Genomic DNA, 16,447 nt, shown 5'->3' with positions numbered 1-16,447 from the left:
GGCACGCCTTGGAGGCTTGATCGTCGTCTCTGGTGTCAGACCCTTCCGGGCCACCTCGGCTTCATGGACCTTCGGACCGCGCATCGCCCGTGCGGCCTTGCGGCCGCTCTCGCCATCCCGTTCCGCCACGCCGCATTCCCCATCTTGCTCGCTTTGGGAAACTCAACCGGCGCGAGCAGGATTGGTTCCCTCTCGCGCAGGCAGCGGGGGGCGGCTCGTGGGCATTTTAGACATTCACGGATCGCTATTAGCGAGTCCTTAGCGATTGCGGCGTCACATACGGCCAAAACGGATCAACCATTCGAGGCCCATCCATGCCCGCTGAACCCGTCCTCGTCACACTTCCGGAACGGGCCGGTCTTCCCGAGGCGCCCTCCCTCGCCAGGGATCTTGCAAGCGCCCTTGCCACATCGCAGCCGGTCAGGGTCGAGACGGCTCCCGCGAGCGAGATCGGCCTGCCCATCCTGCAGCTTCTCCTGGCCGCACACCGGCAGGCCGCCCGCGAGGGCCTCCGGTTCGACGTGACCGTTCCACCCGGCGGGGCGCTGGCGGAAACGATGGCCGCCCACGGGCTCGCGGCGCAGGCGTCGCCGGTGACCATCGCCGCGGGCCTCTGGACCGGCCTCGAGCCCGCGGGGGCCGGGATATGAGCAAGACAATCCTCGCAGTGGACGATTCCCCCTCTGTCCGGCAGATGGTGCGCCTCACGCTCGCGGGCGCGGGATATACCGTCGTCGAGGCCGTCGACGGACAGGACGCACTGGACAAGGCAACCGCCCAGCGCTTCGACGCAATCCTGACCGACCAGAACATGCCGCGCCTAGACGGCATCGGCTTCATCCGCGCGTTCCGCACCCGGCCCGAGGGCAAGGGCGTGCCCATCGTCTTCCTCTCCACCGAGTCCCAGGACACGCTGAAGGCCCAGGCGAAGGAGGCCGGCGCCATCGGCTGGATGATCAAGCCGTTCGACCAGGCGCAACTGCTTGCCGTCGTCAGGAAGGTGGCAGGCGCCTGAGCCCCGTTCATCGCGCACCACAGGAAAACGGACCGGCTGCGCCAGGGCAGGCTCAGCCGGCCTGATGTGATCAGACAAGGACCTTGATCCGATGAGACTGTCCATCAAGCTGAAACTGGCCGCCGCCTTCCTCGCCGTCCTGCTGATATCCAGTGCCGGCCAGCTCTTCGCACTGTTTGACCTCGGCCGCATCCGCGACTCGCTCGACGACATCGTGCAGAACAAGACCACCCAGCTCAATCTCGTGCACGAAATGACCGAGCATCAGCTCAAGGTGCAGCGCGAGGTCCGGAACTTCCTTCTTTCCCGCACCGAGGAAGAGCGCTCCCTGATCGAGGAACGCCTGAAACATTCCGAGGCGGAGACAGAGAGAGCCTACAATGACCTCTACGCGATCTCGTCCGCAGCGGGCCGGGCCCCGCTGGAGGAGTTCGCGACGGCGAAGAAGGGACTCGACAAGGTCGCGCACAAGGCGCTCGACATGGCCCGGATGGGACTGGGCTACGAGGCTTTCAAGATCGTCGTGACGGACGGCCGCAACGACTGGCTCGAGATGGAGAAGCGTCTGACCTTCCTCATCAAGTCCCGGGGCGACGATCTCGCCGCCGCGTCCGAGGCCGCCCGGCAGGAACAGGCGCGCGGTCGGACGACCGTGATCGCCACGTTCGCGGCCAACCTCGTCCTGGTCCTGGCCGCCGCAAGCTGGATCCTGATCACCCTGTCCCGAGGGCTGAAGCGCGCCCTGATCCTTTCGGAACGCGTCGCCGCAGGCGATCTGTCCCACACCGAGGAATTGCGCGGCAATGACGAGATCACCGATCTGCTGGGCGCGCTGAACCGCATGGTCGACAAGCTGCGCACCGTGGTCGCGGACGTGGCGACCTCTTCCCGCAGCGTGGCCGAGGGCGCCGAGGAGATGTCGACCACGGCCGAACAGTTGAGCCAGGGCGCCTCCGAACAGGCCAGCTCGACCCTCCAGGCCTCGTCCTCTATGGAAGAGATGACCTCGAGCATCAAGCAGGCGGCGCAGAATGCCGTCGATACGGAGGCCAAGGCCCGCAGCGCGGCGCGCGACGCCCGCGAAAGCGGCGCCACCGTGCTCGAAGCGGTCGAGGCGGTGCGGACCATCTCGGAAAAGATCGGGGTAGTTCAGGAAATTGCCCGGCAGACCGATCTTCTGGCCCTCAACGCCGCAGTGGAAGCGGCCCGCGCGGGCGAGCATGGTCGCGGCTTCGCGGTCGTGGCCTCCGAAGTCCGCAAACTGGCCGAGCGCAGCCAGGCCGCCGCCAGCGAGATCTCGGTCCTGTCCGGCACCACCGTCGATGCCGCCCGCGCGGCCGGGGACCGGCTGAGCCGGCTCGTGCCGGATATCGAGGAAACCGCGCGACTGGTTCTGGAGATCTCGACCTCGTCGCAGGAACAGTCGGCGGGCGCAAGTCAGGTGAACTCGGCAATCCAGCAGCTCGACAAGGTCACGCAGGTCAACAGCACCGCATCGGAACAGCTTTCCGCGACGGCCGGGCACCTCGCAGAGCAGGCCGAACAGTTGCAGAAGGCCATCAGCTTCTTCCAGGTCGCCGAAACCGCCGCACACCGGCCGCTTGCCGATCCGGCACCCGCGGCGGCCGCGGCTCCGGCGAAGACCCAACCCCGGCTTCGGCCGAAATCCGCCCCTGCCGCGGGACGTCTGCCGAAAGGCGGCTTCGCCTTCGACATGGGCTCGGGAAGCGACGATCTCGATGCCGCCTTCCAGCGCCGCGCCCTGCCCGAGCACGCCGCCTGATCCGACCCGTGGCAGAAGGGCGGCCTCGGATCGTCGCTTCGGTTCTGCGGTCCGAAGCGACGATCCCGCCAGCCGCCCACCCTGCCGGCGGACTCCCCTACCGCGACACCAGCGCCAGACCTTTCGGCATTCAAGCACAGGAACTGAAATGGCACTTCCGAATCCGATCGGCGGTCCGGCAACGCAGGAGGCGGCATCGAGCGAAGCCTCCTTCGCTCCTGCCCGGGCCAGCACCCCTGTGGTCCCGTCCCGCGATGAGGCAAGCAGCAGGGCACCCGGGGCCGGCCGTGTCTCCGCAAGCGCCCTGCGCCGCGTCGCGAGCCGCATCTCTGCGCTTGCGTGCGCGACCGAACGGGCATTCCTCCGCGCCGGCTCGAGCCTCGAGCAGGCGATCGACCGGTTCGACCGCCTGTCGGCCCCGCTTTCGGAACTCTCCGCGCTGGCGGAGGCCGGCGAGTTCGCCGCAGCCGCAGCGGAGGCGGCCGAACTGGAGGGCAAGGCCACGGCCTTCGCGGCAAAGGGCCACCCCCTCTTCGACCGGATCATGGCCTTGGCCGCAAGCTCCGACACGCTGCAGGCAGATCTCGGCGCCATGCGCCAGGTCATCCGCACCATGTCGATCGTGGCACTCAATGCGCGGGTGACCGTTGCCTCTCTCACCGAACAGAATGCCGGACTCGATGTCTTCACCAGCGCCGCCACCTCGCAGGTGATGGAGGCGAGCAACATCATCGGGCAGATCACCGATGCGGTCGAGGGCATGGGTCGCGGCCTGCAGGTGGCAGCCGTGGAAGCCGAAGCGCTGTCGCATCTTCTGAGCCGCCATCTGGGTCCGGCCCTGTCCGGCCTGCGCCTCGACATGGCCGCCTTCGAGGTCGAACTGACCCGCGCCACGGCCGAGGGCAGCGCCCTCGTCAGGCACGGGCAGGACTTCCGCCAGGCGATCACCACGGCGGTCCTCTCACTGCAGATCGGCGACACGACCCGCCAGCGACTGGAACACGTGGCGGCCTTTCTCTGTGTGGCCAACACGCCCGATGCGGACGACGCGATGATCGCTCACCTGGCGCTGGCCCTTGCCGCAGGCCAACTCCGGGACGCACATGAACGACATGCCGCAGCCATCTTCACCGCCCGCTCGGCACTTCGGGATTCCGGTCAGGAGACTGCCGAGATCGGCCGGATCAGCGCCAGAATCGCGTCGGCGCCCCGGCACAACCTGAAGCATCACCTTCAGAGGCTACAGGATATCCTTTCAGAATGCCGCCGGGCCCAGGCTCGCCTTGTCGTCGTCGCCGAGGGCCTGTCGGAGGGCCTCGCCAACCTGCTTCAGGTCCTCGACCGCATGTCTGGCGTCGAGGAGCGCATGGGAATGATCGGCCTGAATGCCGTCATCGCCTGTGTGCAGCTGGGCGACGAAGCACTCGCCCTTCGCGAGATTTCCATGCAGCTGCGTGAACTTGCGGCCACGTCGGCCGAGCGGTTGGGCCAGATCACAGCGGCTCTCTCGACCATGGGAGAGGAGGCCGGCGCCACCGCGCGCGAGCTTTCGGGCGCCTTCCGGACGGACCTTGACGAGCTGACACTCGCGGGAGAGCGCGTCTTCCAGGTGCTATCCCGCATCGAGACCAGCGTGCTGACCGTCGGCACGACGGTGGAACGTGAGCGCCGGATGGCGGAACGCGACGTTGCCGCGGGAATTGCCGCGCTCGACGGTCACTCCGCTGCATTCGTGGACCTTCTGTCCATCGCGCCCGCTCTCGACCGCTGGTCGGGCCGACTTGGAAGCGGCGAAGCCGGCCCTGGTGCCGCACAGGTCATGGCTGCCATCCGATCACAATACACCATGGCCGCGGAGCGCCTCGTCCATGACGCGATCATGCGGGACATCTGCCCGGAAGCCGCAACAGAAGAGGGCGGAGACACCACAGCGCAGACAGCCGAAGACATCTGCGACTTCCTGTTCTGAAAGCAGGGCAGCTTTCACGTTTGCTAAACCCCACCACCCTAGAGTCGACAGGCGCGGCTTGCGTGCCGCACGACAAGCCCCCGGTCGCTTCTTCCGGCTCGGCACTGACATGGAACGCCAAGATGATCCCGATCGAAAAGCCGCCGCTCGTTCAGCGTCATGCGAGCAGGTTGTTGCTCATCGTCATCCCCTGCCTGCTGCTGATGACACTGGCCGGCGGCGTGGCGACCCTGCTTGCCGCACGTGAGACAGCCGCAGTGCTGGCCGAACAGCATGCGGATGCGATGTCAAATGTCGTGGCCCGCCAAGGCCGAGCCGCCCTCGCCTTCCGCGACAGTCGCCGGCTCGAGGATTTCTTCTCCTCTATAGCCGAGACATCTTCCGAGGGTGCCGTTTCGGCCCTCGCCCTCGATGCTACAGGTCGCCCCGTCGCTTCGCTCGGCGCGCCTGACCGGCTGGCAGGACCTCTCCTGGACCTTGCCCGCCAAGCCTTGGCCCTGCAGACCGTAACGCGCGGAGCTGACCGCACCGCCGTGGCGATCCCGATCAGCCGGGATGACGACCACGGACCGGCCGGGGTCATAGCGCTGGACTTCTCGTCGGTGCCGATGCCATGGATCTTGTCCCCGAAAGCCATGGCCGGGCTTGCAGGCGCAGCCCTCTTCACCATGGCTATCGCCATCTTCCTTGTTCGCCGGCTCGCGCGACCGATTATCGAGACAGCAGTGGCAATCCGCAGACTTCGATCGGACGGTCCGTTCGAGGGACTTCCCCTTGCGAGCCGAAGAGGCGAGTTCGGGTTGATCGCCCGTGATCTTGAGGCCGTGCATACAAGGCTCCTTGAAATGCGGACGAGGTGCCGGGATGCAGCGAGCCTCACGCAGCTGTTCGGCCGATCGAGTCTGGCCTTCATCCTCCTGCGGCCCGATGGGCGTATCGCTGCTGCGAACTCCGCTGCCAGAACCCTTCTGTCCGAGGCTGGTGCTGATGAACCGGAGGGCCGAGATGTGGCGATGATCCAGCCTGCATTGCGCAAGCTGTGCGACGATCACCGTGGCGGACCTCTGGCACTCACGCTCGGCAGCCGACACATCGAGGCACATGCCCTCCAGCTCGATCCGGCCTCCGAGGGCACTTTCCTCATCCTGACCGACCGAACGCTGGCACAGCAGGATCATGACCTTCTGGAAGCCATGGTTTCGACGAAAGGCTGCGCAGAACTGGACGAAAGCGGCGCTCTGGAACAGGCTGCCCAAGGGTCCGTCTTCGACATCGGTCGCGGCTCCTTCCCGCTCACCGCGCTGATCGGCGACACGGCCCAGGTGTCCGCGTTCCTGAACGAGGCAAGAAACAAGGGCGCAGCCTATCGTTGGTGCGGACCCGAGGGCGAGGCCGAACAGGGCCGGATCTGGCTGCACCTCATCCCCAGACCCCTCGGCGGGTTCATCCTGTTCGCGAGCGACCCGGCGCCGCAGGTCAAGCGCGAGCCGCTGCATGACGTCCATGGGAACGCCGAGCAGGACGAGGCCATCAATACGATCCGGACCGCGCTGCAGCAGGTGGGCAACGGCAACCTCTCCCACCGCATCGCGAAACCACTGACAGGCTCCTTCGAGAACTTGCGGATCGAGTTGAACCGAACATTCGAGAATCTGGCCGGCATCGTGCACGAGATCTCCTCGGCAGCGGAGAGCATCCGAAACGAAGCTCATGACATCAGCTCAACGGCACAATCGCTCGCCGAGAGGACGGAAAGCACTGCCGCAACACTTGAAGAGACCGCCGCGGCGCTTGATGGGCTGACGGTTTCGGTTCGCGCAGCGGCCGAAGGCGCGGCCGAGGCAGATCGCGTGGTGGCCGATGCAAAGGCAAACGCCGAGCAGAGTGGCCACGTGGTCGTCGAAACCGTTGCCGCCATGGACATGATCGCCGCCTCTTCCGAGAAGATCACGTCCATCGTGAAGGTCATCGACGACATCGCCTTCCAGACCAACCTTCTCGCCCTCAATGCAGGTGTGGAAGCGGCCCGCGCCGGAGACGCAGGACGAGGTTTTGCGGTCGTTGCATCCGAAGTCCGTGCCCTTGCCCAGCGCTCGTCCGAAGCGGCGCGGGAAATCACCGACCTCATCCTGAAGAGCGGAAACCAGGTGCGGCGTGGCGTCGACCTGGTCGGAAAGACGGGCGAGGCGCTCAAGCAGATCGTGAGTTCGGTGTCCGAGATCTCCACCCTCGTCTCCGCCATCGCCGTTTCCTCCCGTCAACAGTCCGCGGGGCTGGCGGAGATCAACTGTGCCGTCAACAACCTCGACCAGTCCACGCAGCAGAATGCGGCACGTCTCGAGGAGGCCACGGCGGCCAGCGAGGCGCTTACGCAGGACGCGACATCGCTCTTCGAGACGGTCCAGCACTTCCGGATTGAGCCGGCGGCACCAGAGCGGGACCGCGTCGTCAGCTTCCGGGCGCGACAGCACGCCTCCTCCGCCCCCGGAAGCGCCCGCACCGCGGCATCGCCAGCAGCCGAAACCGGCTGGGAGGACTTCTGACATGTCCACGAACCGCTGTGACATTCGCTCGGGGCCGCCGATCTGGTGCCTGTCATGAGCTCCGTAACCATCCGTGAGGTCGGCGCATCGGTGCGGACGCTTCACGTGCTTCAGGGCGCTTGCGAGGCATCCGCCTCGTCGGACCAGATGCTGACGACGATCCTCGGATCATGCGTCTGCACCTGCCTATGCGATCCGGTTGCCGCCGTCGGCGGAATGAACCACTTCCTGCTTCCCTATGCGGGCTTCGAGAACAGCCACCAACTCCGCTACGGGCTTCACGCGATGGAGTTGCTGATCAACGCCGTTCTCAAGCTTGGCGCGAGCCGCAACCGCCTTGAGGCAAAGATCTTCGGCGGCGCGATGATGAGCGACCGGCTCGGCTCCATCGGACAGGCAAATGCCGAGTTCGCACTGCAGTACCTCGCGAAGGAGGCGATCCTCTGCACGGGACAAAGCCTCGGTGGCACGCGGGCCCGGCGCATCCGCTTCTGGCCCACGACGGGACGAGCCCAGCAGATGTTTCTGGCCGCCCACGAGAACCTGCCCGTGGAGAGCCCGCAGATCCGCATCCAGGGAGGTGCCGGCGATGTCACCTTCTTCTGAGACCGCCATGCCTCCAACCAGTCTGAGAGGGACAAGATGAGCCACCTCGTCGAGCTACCTGCGCGTCTCGATCATCAGGCGGCGCGCAATCTGTATGCCGCACTCAAGGGCGCCCCCGCCGGCGACATCCGCCTCGACGCCGGAAAGGTCACCTTCGTGGGGGGACTGGCGCTGCAGATACTGCTGGCCGCCGCGGCCAGATGGCGCTCTGCCGGCCACCGTTTCGCCTGCGAGCCACGCTCGCCCGCCTTCGCCGACGACATCATCCGACTGGGTGCAGACCCGGCCGAGCTTCACGAGGATCAAGAGCCATGCCGCTGACCGTTCTGGCAATAGACGACTCCCGCACCATCCGGGAACTTCTCCGGGAGGCCCTCGTCCAGGCAGGCTTCGACGTGCATCTGGCGATCGACGGCCTCGATGGGCTCGAGAAGCTCGCGGATCGCGTGCCGGATGCGGTCATTACCGACATCAACATGCCGCGCCTAGACGGCTTCGGCTTCATCAAGGCGGTGCGGGACATGCCGGAGCATTCGGCCCTTCCCATCATCGTCCTGACGACCGAGAGCGCCGCCGAACTCAAGGCCCGCGCTAGGGAGGCGGGCGCAACAGCCTGGATCGTCAAGCCGTTCGACGAGGCGAAGCTCGTCTCGGCCCTTCGCCGTGTCACCGCCGCCTGAGGCCGCCGATGGATCAGAGCGACATCAGGGGCGCCTTCTTCGTCGAGTGCGAAGACCTGGTCGAGGCGCTGAACGACGGGCTGGACCGGATCGACGAGAGCCTCGACGCCGGCCCCGATCCGGAGACCGTGAACGCGGTCTTCCGCGCCGTGCACTCGATCAAGGGGGGGGCCGGCGCCTTCAAGCTGGACGCGCTGGTCCGCTTCGCGCACCAGTTCGAGACCACGCTCGACGCGTTGCGCAGTGGCCGGATCCAGACGGATCCGCCGCTAATGGCCTTGCTGCATCGCTCGGCGGACCAGCTCTCGGATCTGCTGCAGGCCGCACGCATGGGCGACGCATCCGGTTCCGAGAATGCGACGATCCTCGCAGGTCAGCTCGCCGCCGCCGCGGGGGAAGTGGAGGAGACCAATGATGCGGACGCCGAGGACTTCGGCTTCGTGCCGATGGCTCTGGACTTCGATCCCGTCCCGGCGGACGGGGTACCCGCCGCGGCGACGGGCGGAGTGTTCGCGATCGAGTTCAGCCCGTCCCGGGCGCTCTATGCCTGCGGGAATGATCCAAGCGTTCTTTTCCGCGTTCTGGCGGATCTCGGGCAACTCGAGGTGCAGCTTGATCGTTCGCGCCTGCCCGATTTCGACGTGCTCGACTGGCAGGACAGCTGGCTGGACTGGCGCCTGACGCTGATCACCGACGAACCCGAGCATCAGATCGACGAGGTCTTCGAGTTCGTCGAGGATCTTTGCCGGCTGGATGTCCGCCCCGTGGTTGCGCCCCTCCCCTTGCCCGAACCGGAACCAGGGCCAGCCGAGGCGGCGGTGGCCGCCGAACCCGTTCGGCCGGTCGAACAGCGGCCAGGCTCGATCGACGAGAACCGGGCATCGGCACCCCGCGCGACCGTTCGGGTGGAACTCGAACGGGTCGATCGGCTGATCAACATCGTCGGCGAACTCGTCATCAACCAGGCGATGCTGTCCCAGTGCGTGCAGGACGAAGGCGTTGCGCCGAGATCACCGGTTCGAAGCCGCCTTGACGATTTCAAGAGCCTCGCGCGCGAGATCCAGGAAAGCGTGATGGCCATCCGTGCGCAGGCGATCAAGCCGCTCTTCCAGCGCATGTCCCGCATCGCGCGGGAGGCGGGGGACATCGCCGGGAAGCAGGTGCGTCTCGTCACCGAGGGCGACGGCACCGAGGTCGACAAGACCGTCATCGAACGGCTCGCCGATCCTCTGACCCACATGATCCGCAACGCGGTGGATCACGGCATCGAGCCGGCCGAAAGGCGGCGGGCGACCGGCAAGCCCGATGCCGGGGTCATCACGCTCTCGGCAGCCCATCGCTCGGGTCGGGTGATCATCGAAGTCCGGGACGATGGCGGCGGCATCAACCGGCCGCGGGTTCTCGAGATCGCGCGGTCCAAGGGTCTGGTGCCGGAGGATGCGCAACTGGTCGAGGAGGAGATCGATGCGCTCCTATTCCTGCCCGGCTTCTCGACATCGGCGGTCGTGTCCGACCTGTCGGGTCGCGGGGTCGGCATGGACGTGGTGAAGAGTGCGATCCAGGCGCTCGGCGGACGCGTGACCATCTCCTCGCACCCCGGCCGGGGGACCACCTTCACGATCAGCCTGCCGCTCACCCTCGCCGTACTCGACGGGATGGTCGTCGATGTCGCCGGACAGACCATGGTGGTTCCGGTGGCGGCCATCGTCGAGACGTTGCGACCGCGGCCCGCGGATGTTCATTCCCTCGGATCGGGCGATCAGGTGGTGGCGATCCGCGGAAGCTTCGTTCCCATCATCGATTGCGGCGCCATCTTCGGCTACCGCGAGGCCGTGCGATCCTACCACGACAGCGTGCTGCTCCTGGTCGAGACCGGCCGGCAGAAACTGTGCGCGCTGGTGGTGGACACGATCCACGACCAGCGGCAAGTGGTGATCAAGGGCCTGGAGAACGGCTATGGCAAGATGCCGGGCATCGCCGCCGCCACCATCCTCGGCGATGGGCGCATCGCCCTCATCATCGACCCCGAAGAGGTGGTGGACCTCGGGTCCGCCGATCCCTTCGCCTTGCCGGAGGCATGACGAATGGCCGCACCACGAGCCGCATCCGACCTGCGCGAGGTCGTCGCCTTCCGCATCGGATCGCAGGAGTTCTGCCTCGACATCCGTGCGGTGCGCGAGATCCGCAGCTGGTCGCCCACGACGGTGCTGCCCCATGCGCCGTCCTATGTGATGGGCGTGATCAACCTCCGCGGCGCGGTCGTGCCGATCATCAACCTCGCGGAACGGCTGGCACTCGGCCCGCTCCAGCCAGAGGCGAGACACGTCATCATCATCACGGTGGTCGACACGCAGGTCCTGGGCCTTCTGGTCGATGCCGTCTCTGACATCCTGACCGTGCCGCCCTCTGCCGTCCAGGCGACGCCGCGGGTAGGATCGGAGGCCACCCAGACCTTCGTGCGCGGCGTGATCGCGATCGAGCAGCGAATGCTGCGCCTCATCGACATGGAGGCCGTCCTGCCAACGGGTGGGAGGGCGTCATGAGCCAGGGCGCACCCCGTTCCCTCACCGCAGAGCGCGATCTGCACCTGTCGCCCGACGACTTCCACCGGCTTGCGCAGCTGGCGCATGCCGAGGCAGGCCTCGCGATGCCCGACGCCAAGGAACCCCTTGTCTATGCAAGGCTCGTGAAGCGGCTGCGCCAGCTGTCGATCGACAGCTTCGGGGCCTACATCGACCTGCTCTCGCAGCCGGACGCCGGCGAGGAGCGCTCGATGTTCGTCTCGAGCATGACGACGAACACGACGCGCTTCTTCCGCGAGGAGCATCACTTCGACCTGCTGGCGGACTCGGTGCTGCCCCCGATCCTCGCTGCCGCCCGGCGCGGCGCGCGCGTGCGCCTGTGGTCGGCCGGCTGTTCGTCCGGCGAGGAGCCCTACAGCATGGCGATCACCATCCTGCGGCTCTGTCCGCAGGCGGCGTCGTACGACCTCAAGATCCTTGCCACCGACATCGACGTCCAGATCCTCGCCATGGCGCGCGAGGGCCGGTTCACCGAGGCGGTGCTGTCCGGGCTGCCGGAAGAGGCGCGCGAGACCTTCTTCGGCGCGCCGGATGCACAGGGCAGCCGCGAGGTCGGCCCGTCGCTCCGCTCGCTCGTCACATTCAAGCCGATGAATCTGGTGAAGCCCTGGCCGGTCAACGGGCCATTCGACGTCATCTTCTGCCGCAACGTGGCGATCTATTTCGACGCGGCCACCCAGGACAGGATCTGGCGCGGCTTCGCCGGCACGCTCTCACCGGGCGGATATCTCTTCATCGGCCACTCCGAGCGGCTCTCGCCCTCGGTCAGACACCAATTCGAAACCGTTGGCATGACATCATTCCGCCTGCGCGGTTCGCGGGACCCCGGCGGACAGGGGAAAGGAGAAACTTGATGGCACTGAGGGACAGCATACGGATCATGGTGGTGGACGACATGTCCACCAGCCGCGGGCTGATCATCCAGGCGCTGGAGGAACTGGGTATCAAGAAGATCGACTTCTGCAAGGACGGCGCGAGCGCGCTGCGCCAGCTGGCGGCGAACCCGGTCCATCTGGTGATTTCGGACTATAACATGCCCGGCCTCGACGGGCTGGGGCTGCTCAAGGGCATCCGCGAGAACAAGACGACCCAGCGCATGGGATTCATCCTCGTCAGCGGCACCGCCAGCCGCGACATCATCGAGAAGGGGCAGGCGCTCGGGATGAACAACTTCCTCAAGAAGCCGTTCACCACCGACGGGATGCGCCGCGCCATCCAGGCCGTGGTGGGTGCGCTGTGACGGTGCCGGCGACCGTTCCGCTCCGCTCGGTGCTGGAGGGACTTGCCGCCCAGTTGCACCGGATGTCGGCAATGGGCGACGAGATCGAGGATGCCGTGGGCCGCTCCATCAGCCGGTCCGCACCCGGCCCCGGGGAGGGCGGCACGTTGCAGAAGCTGGACAATCTTGTTCAGTCGCTGGCCGGGGTTGCAGCCTATGTCGACGGGCTCGCGCTGGCCGTTGACGGAGACTGCCGCATCGATCCGGGCGAAGCCGTGGCCGGCGTCAACCAGAAGAGCCTCGCCGGCGCGCTGAGGGGACTGATGCCCGTAGAAGTGGATGCTGGCAGCGCGGACTTCTTCTGATCCGTCGGGCCGGCCGCGGTCAGGGGAGGCGCCTGACCTTCATGACCGCTTCGCCCGTCCCCATGCCCGCGCCAGCAGCCGCGATGCCGCTACAGGTGTCACCGACATGCCTCTGGATGACGGACGCGCTTCGACCTAAGGTCGCGACACTTCAGTCCGGATCATCCATGGCCTCCGCCGGTCCTTCGCGCTTCAATATCCTCGCCATCGCGCAGAAAGGGCGGCTGCAGTACGAGACCGTCCTGCTCGCGGCCTCGCTGCGCGCCTGCGACCCAGGCTTCGCTGGCACGCTCTTCATCGCCGAGCCGCAGTTCGGGCCGCTCTGGTCGGGCGATCCCGGGATCGATGACCCGGCGGTGCGGGATCTGCTCGAAAGCCTTGGAGCGCAATTCCTGCCCTTCACGAACACCACCTTCGGCGAGAGCTATCCGAACGGCAACAAGATCGAGGCGCTTCTCGCGCTGCCGGACGAGCCCTTCCTGTTCCTCGACAGCGACACGCTGGTCACGGGGCCGCTTTCGGCTGTGCCCTTCGATTTCTCGCGGCCATCCGCATCCCTGCGCTGCGAGGGCACCTGGCCGCAGCCCGAGATTTACGGCCCGGACCGGACGGGGCTGTGGAAGGCCCTCTATGACCGGTTCGGCCTCGACTTCCCCTCGAGCCTCGACCTGTCCCAGCCTGACGACTACTGGCGCCGCTACCTTTACTTCAACGCGGGCTGGTTCTTCCATGAAAGCCCCCACCGCTTCGGCCGGCGGTTCCTCGAGATCGCCCGGGCGATCCGCGACGATCCGCCGGAGGCGCTTGTCTGCCAGCCGCTCTACCCCTGGCTCGACCAGATCGCCCTGCCCCTCGTCATCCACGGACTGGGCGGCGGCCGCCCGGGGCCGGAGCTTGCCGGCCTCGACGGCGACCTCACCTGCCACTGGCGCCTGATGCCCCTGCTTTACGCCCGCGAAAGAGACCGGGTGGTCGAGACGCTCCATCGCGTCGCGGCCCCGAACCGGGTGAAGAAGGTGCTGAAGGCGCACGAGCCCTTCCGCCACTTCATCTACCAGGGAAAGGGCCGGAAGGCCCGCGCGCTGTTCGACCGCGACGACCTGCCGAGGCGCGAGCAGGCGATCCGCCACATCCTGCGGCGCGAAGGGCTCTGGACACGATGAGCGCGAACCACAGATGACCCTTGCCCCCACCGGAGGACCGCCATGCCCCGCCTCGCCCTTCTCCTGCTGCTCGCCGCCTGCACCCCCGCCCCGCGCGGCACCGAAATCGGCAGCCTGACCGAAGCCGGCCGGTCCTATCCGATCCTTCAGACCGACCAGGGCTGGCAGGTCCGCGCCGGCGACTTTCTGGTGCGCTGCCGCGCCGATACCGAGCAGGACTGCTACTGGTCGCTCCGCCACCATCAGGCGACCATCCGGCGACTGGACAATATCGAGACGCCGCTGGGCGGCTGACGCTTCAGCCCGTTGTGCCGCAACCGCCTTTCCCCTAGCTTCGCGGCCATCCGACAACAGGGGGACCTGATGACCGAACCACGCAAGCTCGGCTTCGACACGCTGCAGATCCATGCCGGGGCGAAGCCCGACCCGGCGACGGGGGCGCGGCAGGTGCCGATCTACCAGACCACGGCCTATGTCTTCCGCGACGCCGACCACGCCGCCCGCCTCTTCAACCTCGAGGAGGTCGGCTACATCTACTCGCGCCTGACCAACCCCACCGTTCAGGCGCTGGCCGAGCGTGTCGCGGCGCTGGAGGGCGGCGCGGGCGCGGTCTGCTGCTCGTCGGGCCATGCGGCGCAGATCATGGCGCTGTTCCCGCTGATGGCGCCGGGGCGCAACATCGTCGCCTCGACGCGGCTCTATGGCGGGACCATCACCCAGTTCAGCCAGACCATCCGCCGCTTCGGCTGGTCGGCGAAGTTCGTCGATTTCGACGATCTGGAGGCGCTCGAGGCCGCGGTGGACGAGGACACGCGGGCGATCTTCTGCGAGACCATCGCCAACCCGGGCGGCGTGATCACCGATCTGGATGCCGTGGCCGAGGTCGCTAACCGCGTGGGCCTGCCGCTCATCGTGGACAATACCACGGCGACGCCCTGGCTCTGCCGCCCGATCGAGCATGGTGCGACGCTGGTCGTCCATTCGGCCACCAAGTACCTGACCGGCAACGGCACCGTCACCGGCGGCGTCATCGTCGATTCCGGCAAGTTCGACTGGTCGGCCTCGGACAAGTTCCCCAGCCTGTCCCAACCCGAGCCTGCCTATCATGGCCTCGTCTTCCACAAGGCGCTGGGGCCGATGGCCTATACCTTCCATTCCATCGCCGTGGGCCTGCGCGATCTCGGCATGACCATGAACCCGCAGGGCGCGCATTACACGCTGATGGGGATCGAGACCCTCAGCCTGCGCATGGCGCGCCATGTCGAGAATGCGAAGAAGATTGCCTCCTGGCTTGAGGCCGATCCGCGGGTGGATCACGTCACCTATGCCGGGCTGCCGTCCTCGCCCTGGCACGGCCGGGTGGCACGGATCTGCCCGAAGGGTGCAGGCGCGCTTTTCACCTTCGCGGTGAAGGGCGGATATGACGCCTGCGTCCGGCTGGTGGATTCGCTCCAGCTGTTCAGCCACGTGGCGAACCTGGGCGACACGCGCTCGCTGGTGATCCACTCGGCCTCGACCACCCACCGCCAGCTGACGCCCGAGCAGCAGGTGGCCGCGGGGGCCGCGCCGAACGTGGTGCGGCTGTCGATCGGGATCGAGGACGCCGACGACCTGATCGCCGATCTGGATCAGGCGCTCGCCAAGGCGACCGCCCGATCCTGAGACGCGGCGCGAAGAGCGCCGCTCAACTCATTGCTTCAACTCGTAGACCAGCGTGACCTGCGCGCTGGTCTCGATCTCGCCCTCGGCCATCGGCACGGGGGCGGCCATCGCCGCCTCGCGATACATCGGCATCGGCGGCGGGAAGGCGCCGCCGCCCTCGCTGATCTCGACCAGCGGACCAAGCGTCACCCCGGCGGCCTCTGTCAGCAGGCGGGCCCGCGCCTGCGCCCGGGCCACGGCCCGCTTGCGCGCCTCGTCCAGCGCGGGCTCGGGATCGGCCAGCCCGAAGCTCACCCCGTTCAGGGTGTTGGCGCCGTCCTGCACCGCCTGGTCCAGCACCGCCCCCAACCGGTCGAGCGCGCGCACCCGCACCGTCAGCATGTTCGAGGCTATGTAGCCGGTGATCCGCGGGGCCGCGCCGTCCTCGGACTGGGTCCAGTTCGGGTTGAGCGACAGGCCCGAGGTCTGCAGGTCGCGGTCCTCGATCCCGGCCCCGCGCAGCCGGTCCAGCACGCGGCGGAGGTTCTCGGTGTTGCGCGCCATCGCCTCGGCGGCGGTCGCCGCGTCGCTGGTGACGCCGAGCGAGATGGTGGCCATGTCGGGCCGCGCCGCGACCGTGCCCTCGCCGGTGACGGTGATGCGGGGCGCCTCGGCCATCGCCGCCGCAGGTAGCACGAGGCCCGTGCACAGCATCGCAATCTTGACAATCCGCATTATGGACATCCCTCCTGAGTTCGCAGCGAACGTTCCCCTCTCCGACGCTCGGGACAAGCCGATCCTTGGGTGTTTTTCTTTCATTCGGCAAAATCCTGCTGTAACACCGGGGGCGCTGCGGCCCGGACTCCCCGGCGTAACGCGAA

At 67.2% G+C, this 16,447-nt stretch carries 17 protein-coding genes; 16 read left to right on the top strand and 1 reads right to left on the bottom strand.

Annotation, left to right across the window (positions count from 1 at the left end):
* Positions 1-314 precede the first annotated feature (314 nt).
* From CK951_RS05915 to CK951_RS05840, 16 genes are all read left to right on the top strand, one after another.
* Complete coding sequence (locus CK951_RS05915) at positions 315-650, top strand: STAS domain-containing protein (RefSeq protein WP_096785276.1); 336 nt, start codon at positions 315-317, stop codon at positions 648-650.
* Positions 647-1,015 carry a response regulator gene (locus tag CK951_RS05910; protein WP_096785275.1) on the top strand — a complete coding sequence of 123 codons (369 nt, stop codon included), beginning with the start codon at positions 647-649 and terminating at the stop codon, positions 1,013-1,015. The genes CK951_RS05915 and CK951_RS05910 overlap by 4 nt, the downstream gene beginning before the upstream one ends.
* A gap of 91 nt (positions 1,016-1,106) precedes the next feature.
* Positions 1,107-2,798, top strand: coding sequence for a methyl-accepting chemotaxis protein (locus CK951_RS05905; RefSeq protein ID WP_096785274.1), 1,692 nt, complete (start codon positions 1,107-1,109; stop codon positions 2,796-2,798).
* On the top strand, positions 2,755-4,767 hold the full coding sequence (locus CK951_RS05900) for a chemotaxis protein (RefSeq protein ID WP_232520693.1): 2,013 nt from the start codon (positions 2,755-2,757) through the stop codon (positions 4,765-4,767). The genes CK951_RS05905 and CK951_RS05900 overlap by 44 nt, the downstream gene beginning before the upstream one ends.
* Positions 4,768-4,889: 122 nt before the next feature.
* Positions 4,890-7,310: a methyl-accepting chemotaxis protein gene (locus CK951_RS05895; protein ID WP_232520692.1), complete on the top strand. Its 2,421-nt coding sequence runs from the start codon at positions 4,890-4,892 to the stop codon at positions 7,308-7,310.
* A gap of 54 nt (positions 7,311-7,364) precedes the next feature.
* Entirely contained in the window at positions 7,365-7,916 is a 552-nt protein-coding gene (locus tag CK951_RS05890; protein WP_096785272.1) for a chemotaxis protein CheD, read from the top strand.
* 36 nt (positions 7,917-7,952) lie between these two features.
* Positions 7,953-8,237, top strand: coding sequence for an STAS domain-containing protein (locus CK951_RS05885; protein ID WP_096785271.1), 285 nt, complete (start codon positions 7,953-7,955; stop codon positions 8,235-8,237).
* Positions 8,228-8,596 carry a response regulator gene (locus CK951_RS05880; protein ID WP_096785270.1) on the top strand — a complete coding sequence of 123 codons (369 nt, stop codon included), beginning with the start codon at positions 8,228-8,230 and terminating at the stop codon, positions 8,594-8,596. The genes CK951_RS05885 and CK951_RS05880 overlap by 10 nt, the downstream gene beginning before the upstream one ends.
* Before the next feature lie 8 nt (positions 8,597-8,604).
* Positions 8,605-10,677, top strand: a complete 2,073-nt coding sequence (locus CK951_RS05875) for a chemotaxis protein CheA (RefSeq protein WP_096785269.1) — start codon at positions 8,605-8,607, stop codon at positions 10,675-10,677.
* A gap of 3 nt (positions 10,678-10,680) precedes the next feature.
* Positions 10,681-11,139: a chemotaxis protein CheW gene (locus CK951_RS05870; RefSeq protein ID WP_096785268.1), complete on the top strand. Its 459-nt coding sequence runs from the start codon at positions 10,681-10,683 to the stop codon at positions 11,137-11,139.
* On the top strand, positions 11,136-12,032 hold the full coding sequence (locus CK951_RS05865; RefSeq protein WP_096785267.1) for a protein-glutamate O-methyltransferase: 897 nt from the start codon (positions 11,136-11,138) through the stop codon (positions 12,030-12,032). Before CK951_RS05870 ends, CK951_RS05865 begins: the two co-directional genes overlap by 4 nt.
* The gene (locus CK951_RS05860; protein ID WP_096785266.1) at positions 12,032-12,418 is read left to right on the top strand and encodes a response regulator; all 387 of its coding nucleotides are present in this window, start codon (positions 12,032-12,034) and stop codon (positions 12,416-12,418) included. Before CK951_RS05865 ends, CK951_RS05860 begins: the two co-directional genes overlap by 1 nt.
* A gap of 71 nt (positions 12,419-12,489) precedes the next feature.
* Positions 12,490-12,762 (top strand): hypothetical protein, encoded by a 273-nt coding sequence (locus CK951_RS05855; RefSeq protein WP_232520691.1) that lies wholly within the window; start codon positions 12,490-12,492, stop codon positions 12,760-12,762.
* 167 nt (positions 12,763-12,929) lie between these two features.
* Positions 12,930-13,925, top strand: coding sequence for a hypothetical protein (locus CK951_RS05850; RefSeq protein WP_096785264.1), 996 nt, complete (start codon positions 12,930-12,932; stop codon positions 13,923-13,925).
* 42 nt (positions 13,926-13,967) lie between these two features.
* Entirely contained in the window at positions 13,968-14,219 is a 252-nt protein-coding gene (locus tag CK951_RS05845; RefSeq protein ID WP_096785263.1) for a hypothetical protein, read from the top strand.
* Between the two features lie 69 nt (positions 14,220-14,288).
* Positions 14,289-15,587 (top strand): O-acetylhomoserine aminocarboxypropyltransferase/cysteine synthase family protein, encoded by a 1,299-nt coding sequence (locus CK951_RS05840; protein WP_096785262.1) that lies wholly within the window; start codon positions 14,289-14,291, stop codon positions 15,585-15,587.
* Between the two features lie 27 nt (positions 15,588-15,614).
* On the opposite strand, the gene CK951_RS05835 is transcribed toward CK951_RS05840, so the two are convergent.
* Positions 15,615-16,301, bottom strand: a complete 687-nt coding sequence (locus CK951_RS05835; RefSeq protein WP_096785261.1) for an SIMPL domain-containing protein — start codon at positions 16,299-16,301, stop codon at positions 15,615-15,617.
* Positions 16,302-16,447: the final 146 nt, after the last annotated feature.

Origin of the sequence: Rhodobacter sp. CZR27, from assembly GCF_002407205.1 — a bacterium.
GTDB lineage: Bacteria > Pseudomonadota > Alphaproteobacteria > Rhodobacterales > Rhodobacteraceae > Cereibacter_A.
Note: the sequence above shows the minus strand (reverse complement) of the source record. Positions and strands in the feature narration are given on the sequence as shown.

Bases quoted from the DNA above. Each gene is read 5' to 3' on its own strand.
- CK951_RS05915 (WP_096785276.1), top strand. From the start codon at position 315: ATGCCCGCTGAACCCGTCCTCGTCACACTTCCGGAACGGGCCGGTCTT.
- CK951_RS05910 (WP_096785275.1), top strand. From the start codon at position 647: ATGAGCAAGACAATCCTCGCAGTGGACGATTCCCCCTCTGTCCGGCAG.
- CK951_RS05905 (WP_096785274.1), top strand. From the start codon at position 1,107: ATGAGACTGTCCATCAAGCTGAAACTGGCCGCCGCCTTCCTCGCCGTC.
- CK951_RS05900 (WP_232520693.1), top strand. From the start codon at position 2,755: ATGCCGCCTTCCAGCGCCGCGCCCTGCCCGAGCACGCCGCCTGATCCG.
- CK951_RS05895 (WP_232520692.1), top strand. From the start codon at position 4,890: ATGATCCCGATCGAAAAGCCGCCGCTCGTTCAGCGTCATGCGAGCAGG.
- CK951_RS05890 (WP_096785272.1), top strand. From the start codon at position 7,365: ATGAGCTCCGTAACCATCCGTGAGGTCGGCGCATCGGTGCGGACGCTT.
- CK951_RS05885 (WP_096785271.1), top strand. From the start codon at position 7,953: ATGAGCCACCTCGTCGAGCTACCTGCGCGTCTCGATCATCAGGCGGCG.
- CK951_RS05880 (WP_096785270.1), top strand. From the start codon at position 8,228: ATGCCGCTGACCGTTCTGGCAATAGACGACTCCCGCACCATCCGGGAA.
- CK951_RS05875 (WP_096785269.1), top strand. From the start codon at position 8,605: ATGGATCAGAGCGACATCAGGGGCGCCTTCTTCGTCGAGTGCGAAGAC.
- CK951_RS05870 (WP_096785268.1), top strand. From the start codon at position 10,681: ATGGCCGCACCACGAGCCGCATCCGACCTGCGCGAGGTCGTCGCCTTC.
- CK951_RS05865 (WP_096785267.1), top strand. From the start codon at position 11,136: ATGAGCCAGGGCGCACCCCGTTCCCTCACCGCAGAGCGCGATCTGCAC.
- CK951_RS05860 (WP_096785266.1), top strand. From the start codon at position 12,032: ATGGCACTGAGGGACAGCATACGGATCATGGTGGTGGACGACATGTCC.
- CK951_RS05855 (WP_232520691.1), top strand. From the start codon at position 12,490: ATGGGCGACGAGATCGAGGATGCCGTGGGCCGCTCCATCAGCCGGTCC.
- CK951_RS05850 (WP_096785264.1), top strand. From the start codon at position 12,930: ATGGCCTCCGCCGGTCCTTCGCGCTTCAATATCCTCGCCATCGCGCAG.
- CK951_RS05845 (WP_096785263.1), top strand. From the start codon at position 13,968: ATGCCCCGCCTCGCCCTTCTCCTGCTGCTCGCCGCCTGCACCCCCGCC.
- CK951_RS05840 (WP_096785262.1), top strand. From the start codon at position 14,289: ATGACCGAACCACGCAAGCTCGGCTTCGACACGCTGCAGATCCATGCC.
- CK951_RS05835 (WP_096785261.1), bottom strand. From the start codon at position 16,301: ATGCGGATTGTCAAGATTGCGATGCTGTGCACGGGCCTCGTGCTACCT.